This is a genomic window from Thauera sp. 27 (assembly GCF_000310125.2).
GTDB lineage: Bacteria > Pseudomonadota > Gammaproteobacteria > Burkholderiales > Rhodocyclaceae > Thauera > Thauera mechernichensis.
This window is the reverse complement of sequence record NZ_AMXB01000078.1, coordinates 1-5,631: the sequence shown is the minus strand read 5'-3', so window position 1 is coordinate 5,631 and position 5,631 is coordinate 1. Positions and strand designations below refer to the sequence as shown.

The window sequence follows — 5,631 nt, the reverse complement described above, 5'->3', positions numbered from 1 at the left end:
CCCAGGGCGAGACGAGCCGCGGGGCGCCGTAGGAGCGGCGCCAGCCGCGAGCTTTTCATCGGCTGCCCACCCACCTCCGTCGCCTTCAACCCCTCGCGGCTCGCGCCGCTCCTACAGGGGGCGACGCGCGTTGGGTTTGCTGTAGGCGCGGCGCCAGCCGCGAGATTTTCTTCCTCCAAGCACACCTGCCATCCCTGGCCCTAGAAAGCGCAGAGGGCCGCAAACACTACGCCTGCGGCCCCCTGTGCCCTGCCCTGCGCTGCGCTGCCTTCAGGCCGCTGCGGCCGAGCCCACCTTCTCCGCCGCGGCACGGTAATGGCGCTGGGCGTCTGCCGGACGCTCGAGCGTGTCGAACAGGTGTGCCAGCGCAAGGTGCGTATCCACCGCCGGCGACTGCTTGAGCGAGGCTTCGAGGTAGCTCTGCGCCTTGCCCCACAGTTCACTGCGCCGGCACAGCTGGCCAAGGGCAAACAGCAGGCCGCTGTCCTGAGGATGCGCCTCGAGCCAGCCTTCGGCCTTCTGCAGGCAGCTGCGCGCATCCTCGTTCGACGCCGCGCAGTAGGCGTACAGGCGCGCCAGCGCCGTATCCCAGCGTTCGTCGAGCAGACGCTCGACCTGGCGCCGGACCGTCACACCATGGCCGGCGCGCGCCATCAGCGGCAGTGCGCGCTCCACCAGACCCCGATCCTGCAACTCGTCCTCGGGGATCTCCTTCCAGTACTGCGCAAGCGCCCCAGCGTCGCCCGCCAGCTGCTTCATGCGCTCGATGTGTGCCCGCCTCAGCTTGGGCGCGGCCTGCTCATCGCTGAGGGCCTTGTGCTTGCGCAGCTGGCGTACGTGATGCACCAACTCGTCCCAGCGCCCCAATGCCAGCGCCACACGTGACTCCAGCCGCAGCATGGCGATGTGCTTGTGCCCGGCATCGCGCAAGGTCTGCAGGCGGCTCGCGGCAACGTCGAACTGACGGCTTTCGATGGCGAGCTCGGCCTCGGTCATCAGGCGAGCTACTTCACTGCCCTTCTCTTCTGCGGCATGCCCCAGCCACTCCTGGTAACGGGCCTCGTCCTGCAGGCCGTGCGCCGCGCGCGCAGCCACCAGTGCAGCCATGGACGAGCCCGCGCTCGCAGTGTATGCAGTCGAGGCCGACTTGAGCGATTGCGAGAAACGGCCTTCGAACAGGGCATTGATCGCGCCATGCAGCGCGCGATCGGCCTTTTGCCGGCGTCGGCGCTCACGCCAGCTGGCAACCCGGGCAGGCAGACCCAGCGTGCGACCGATGACCTTGAGCAGCAGGTGGACGAGCAGCACGCCGACGACGAGCAGGACGATGAACAGGTTCAGCGAGATCTGCGCCCGCCAGGGCGACAGCACAACCAAGACATAGCCGTCATTCACACCGGCAACCATCGCCACGCCGACAGCGAGGGCGAAGATGCCGATCAACCAGATCAGTGCGCGCATCGACTGGCCCTCACTCGCTCACGGCCTGCGCCGCGCCTGCCGAATCGCCACCTTCCGTGCCCTCTCCAGCGTCGGCCTCCTGGGCTTCGGCGGCAACCTCGGCGGCCTCCACCGTCGTGCCCGCAGCGGGCGCAGCAGTCGGCGCAGCCGGTGCGGCCGCAGGGACGTCCTGTGCCGGCGTAGTGGGCACTTGCGGCCGACCGCTGCGCGCTTGCGCAAGGCGCAGCGCATTGAAGGTCTCGGACAGGTTGTGTGGCTCATAGCGCACCCGCACTGCCTCCAGGGTCTTGAGTTCAGTCAGCGCAGCCTGCACGCGAGCGTCACGCGGGTCGAAGAAACGCTCCACCCAGGCGCGAGCCTGCGCCAGGTCGGCCTCGTAGGTGCGGCCATCGCGGGCCAGCAGCGCGAGACGCGCGGTGAGCAGGCGGATCTTGAGGTTCTCGCGCAGGAAAGCGTTCTGCGCCGGCGCCAGCAACACCGGCTCTGCCTGGTCGAGACGCTCGACCCGGATAAGGGTGCGCACTTCGTGCCAGACGTCTGCCGCCAGCGCTTCGCCAAGGCGCCACGCGCTGGCCATCCAGCCTGCCAGCCCGGTGCTTTCGCCCGGTGCCAGATCGCGGCCAACCGCAGCCTCCACCGGCAACTGCCCCTCGAAGGCGAGCGGCAGAGCGTCGGCGCGCTCGAGCAGGCGCTCAAGGCGCAGGCTCAGGCCCGAGACGTCGAGTACCGGCTGCAACTTGAGCGCGTCGATGTCGTTTGCCAACGCACGCCGCAGCCCGGCAAGCTGCCCCCGATCATGCAGCGCGAGGCGGGATTCGGCCTCCTGCAGCGCAATCAGCGCAGCCTCGACGTTGCCGGCAATCTGCAACTGCTGTGCGGCGAGCACCACCGCCTGCTCGACCTCGGCAATCACGCCGTCTTCACGCGTACGCGAGAACTCCTGATAAAGGGCTTCGAGCGCAGCGGCCTGGCCTTCGGTCTCCTCGACCTTGGCGCTCAACGCACCCAGGCGGCCCTGAAGCGCGGCGATCACTTCCTGTTGCTGGCGCACGATGCCGCGCGCCTCGCTCGCCACCCGCTCGCCCTCGGACAGGCGTTGCGCCAGTTCCTCGCGCAGAACGGTCGCGCCGACCCGCGTGTCGCGTGCCTGCCACACTGCCCAGCCGGCAATGCCGATCGCCACCAAGGCCAGCAACAGTGCCCACCACGCGGCAGCGCTGCGGCGCGGCGCGGCCACCACCCCCTGCTCGGCTCCGCCCGCAGGCTGGACCACATCGGTTGAAGTCTCGGCCGACGAGGCGGCTTCGCCGCGCTCCACCGTATCGGCACTCGTGCTTGCAGCGGCCTGCTCGCCGCGCGCCGCGTCGAGGGCATCGTCCTTACGATCGGGATGGGCGCTCGCCGGCGGCTGCGTGAGGGCGGGAGTCTCTTCTTTCATGGCTTCAGTGTAACCAAAGTGGTCCTCAAGTGCCTGCATCAGGCCGTCATCACCGGCGGGCGCCTCGATCACGTCAGCGAAACCGGCCTCGCGGGCCTGCTCGACGATGCGTGGATGAGTGGCGAACACCTTTACCTGGCGCAGTGCCGCAAGCCCTTCAGCGCCGAGCATCTGCGCCAGGTTGCGGACGCCTTCACTGCTGGTCAGCAGCAGTGCGTCGACCTCACCGCGCCCCACCGGCTGCAACAACAGCGCAGGATCAAGCTCCGGACAGTAGCGCCGATAGCACGTGACATATTCAACACTGGCGCCGCGCTCGCGCAAGGTATCGGCAAGCAACTCGCGACCGCCGTCACCGCGGAAGATCAGCACCTTGCAGCCGGCCACAGCCTCTGCGGCAAACTCGGGAAGCGCAATCACAGCCTCGCTGTCGAACCCGACCTGCGGCGCAATGACCGCCTCAAAGCCATAGTCGCGCAGCACCCGCTCGCTGCCCTTGCCCACGGTCGACACGCGCAGGCCGGCCGGCCAGGCGCGCCGCGGCAGGATGTACTGCATCGCGTAGTTGGCGGCATTGGGGCTGACGAAGAACGCCAGCTGGAACTCGTCGAGGCGGGGTACCACGGCCTCGAGCTGGGCAGGATCGGGCGCCGCACCGATCGCAATCACCGGAAAGCGCAGGGCGCGGCCACCTGCGGCCTCGATGCGCCGGCACAGGTTGTCGGCCTGCTCCTGCGGGCGCATCACGACCAGGCAGCGCCCTGCGAGAGGGCCGGCGCCCGGACCGGGCGCGGACGGGAGAGCGGGGGCAGTCGCCATCAGCTGTGTTCGCCGTCAGCCGATATCGGCCAGGATCGCCTCGGCGCCCTGCGCGCGCAGATCTTCGGCCAGTGCGCGGCCAAGCGCGTCGGCATCGGCGGGCGCGCCCTCGCGTTCGGCACGGACGATCTCGCTGCCATCGGGGCGGGCGACGAAACCTCGCAGCCACAACTGCCCTCCGCGGATCACCGCGTAGGCACCCAGCGGCACCTCGCAGCTGCCGGCCAGTGCGCGTGCGACTGCACGCTCGGCGAGCACGCAGGCGGCAGTATCGGCATCGACCAGGGGTTGCAGCCAGGCAATGACATCGGGCCGCGCCGCCAGGCATTCGATACCGAGCGCGCCCTGTCCGGCGGCCGGCAGCGACACCTCGGCCGGCATCACCGAGCGGATGCGCTCGCCCAGTCCGAGCCGGGTCAGCCCGGCCGCGGCGAGGATGATTGCGTCGTACTGGCCTTCGTCGAGCTTGCGCAGACGGGTGTCGAGGTTGCCGCGCAAGCTGGTCACGGCAAGGAAGGGATACTGCGCATGGATCTGCGATTCGCGGCGCAGCGAGGACGTCCCCACCACAGCCCCAGGGGGCATGTCCGCCAGGCTGTCGTAGCGATTGGAGACGAAGGCGTCGAGCGGAACCTCGCGCTCCGTGATGCAGGGCAGCACGAACTCATCGCCCATCACCATCGGCACGTCCTTCATCGAATGCACGGCGATGTCGGCGCGCCCATCGAGCAGGGCTGTTTCCAGCTCCTTCACGAACAGGCCCTTGCCGCCAACCTTCGCGAGCGGGCGGTCGAGGATCTGGTCACCGCGCGTGGTCATGCCCAGAAGCTCGACATTGCAGCCGGGATACAATCCCTCGAGCCGGGCCTTGATGTGCTCGGCCTGCCACAGGGCGAGACGGCTTTCACGGGTAGCGATGACGATGCGCTCGGGGGTCGCTTGGCTCACGATGGATAACTCACGTAACAAGTAGGAAGGTGCCGGGTACGGCCAGATTTCGCCGCACTGCAGCATCAGGGTTCGCACCAATGGTGCGCGGACAGGCCGGGATTCTAGCATGCGTGCCGATCGCACTCTTTTCCCCACCGACCGCCTTGCCTGGCACGCAGCACATCTCTCTGCGACGCCGGGACGATGCACAACGCCGGGACGCCCTGACGTGAGCATGGACGATCAACGGCAGGTGCAGGGCCCCTAGACGACAACCAGGAAGACCAAGACACATGACCCAGGACAAGGACGCCCCGCTGCGTGAAGACATCCGCCTGCTCGGGCGCCTGCTCGGTGACACCGTGCGCGACCAGCAGGGTGCAGCCGCCTTCGAGCTGATCGAGCGCATCCGCCAGAACTCGGTGCGCTTCCGCCGCGACGACGACATTGCGGCCCGGCGCGAGCTCGAGGACATCCTCGATGCGCTGTCGCGCGACCAGACGATCCAGGTCGTGCGCGCCTTCAGCTACTTCTCGCACCTGGCCAACATCGCCGAGGACCAGCACCACATCCGGCGCTCGCGCGCGCACCTGGTGGCGGGCTCGGCCCCGCGCGAGGGCAGCCTGCCGCACGCGCTGCAGGCGGTGTTCGACAGCGGCGTGACCGATGCTGCAGGCCTGGTCGCGTTCTTCGACGCTGCGCTGGTGTCGCCGGTGCTCACCGCCCACCCCACCGAGGTGCAACGAAAGAGCATCCTCAACTGCGAGACCGTGATCGCGCGCCTGCTCGACGAGCGCGACCGCATGCAGCTCACCCCCGAGGAGGCCGCGGCCAGCGATGAGGCGCTGCGCCGCGCGGTGCTCACGCTGTGGCAGACGCGCATGCTGCGCACCGCCAAGCTGTCGGTGATCGACGAGGTCAATAACGGCCTGTCGTATTTCGACACCACCTTCCTGCGCGAGCTGCCGCGTCTGTACGCCAGC

General features: G+C 68.8%; 4 protein-coding genes. 1 reads left to right on the top strand and 3 read right to left on the bottom strand.

Going from position 1 to position 5,631, the window contains the following annotated elements:
- Nucleotides 1–270: 270 nt before the first annotated feature.
- The 3 genes from B447_RS21275 to hemC all read right to left on the bottom strand — a co-directional run bounded on the left by B447_RS21275 (nt 271) and on the right by hemC (nt 4,666).
- On the bottom strand, nt 271–1,461 hold the full coding sequence (locus tag B447_RS21275; RefSeq protein ID WP_004248898.1) for a heme biosynthesis HemY N-terminal domain-containing protein: 1,191 nt from the start codon (nt 1,459–1,461) through the stop codon (nt 271–273).
- 10 nt (nt 1,462–1,471) lie between these two features.
- The gene (gene hemDX, locus B447_RS21270; RefSeq protein WP_004248897.1) at nt 1,472–3,643 is read right to left on the bottom strand and encodes a fused uroporphyrinogen-III synthase HemD/membrane protein HemX; all 2,172 of its coding nucleotides are present in this window, start codon (nt 3,641–3,643) and stop codon (nt 1,472–1,474) included.
- A 90-nt stretch (nt 3,644–3,733) separates the two neighbouring features.
- The gene (hemC, locus tag B447_RS21265) at nt 3,734–4,666 is read right to left on the bottom strand and encodes a hydroxymethylbilane synthase (RefSeq protein ID WP_004248895.1); all 933 of its coding nucleotides are present in this window, start codon (nt 4,664–4,666) and stop codon (nt 3,734–3,736) included.
- Nucleotides 4,667–4,941: 275 nt separating this feature from the next.
- Here hemC and B447_RS21260 point away from each other — a divergent pair.
- A partial coding sequence (locus B447_RS21260; RefSeq protein WP_004248893.1) for a phosphoenolpyruvate carboxylase occupies nt 4,942–5,631 on the top strand: 690 nt, incomplete at its 3' end.